Source organism: Christiangramia marina, from assembly GCF_048285865.1.
Lineage (GTDB): Bacteria > Bacteroidota > Bacteroidia > Flavobacteriales > Flavobacteriaceae > Christiangramia > Christiangramia marina.
The window spans coordinates 1-278 of the sequence record NZ_JBLVTK010000095.1 but is presented as its reverse complement, the minus strand read 5'-3'; the positions used below and the strand labels follow the sequence as shown (position 1 = coordinate 278).

The window sequence follows — 278 nt, the reverse complement described above, 5'->3', positions numbered from 1 at the left end:
AATTAGCCCGTTTTTGCCTGGTAGGTTGATGTCCATAACTACAAGGTTCACATCATCATTATTTGTAAGCTTGTCATGCATGTCATCGCCATCAATGGCTTCTATAACTTTGTAACCTTCAGCTTCAAATAAACTAACGAGGTTTAGTCGAGTTACGTCTTCATCCTCTACAATCAGAATGACTGGCGTTTGCATTATTAATTAACCTTTTTCGGAATATTTTATTTACAATTAATTCGGTATTGTATTATAAAACCGAATACTAGTGATTATAGGAG

At 34.5% G+C, this 278-nt stretch carries 1 protein-coding gene; it reads right to left on the bottom strand.

Annotated elements, in window-relative coordinates:
- A partial coding sequence (locus ACNKXS_RS15470) for a response regulator (protein WP_417921663.1) occupies positions 1–195 on the bottom strand: 195 nt, incomplete at its 3' end.
- Positions 196–278 lie beyond the last annotated feature (83 nt).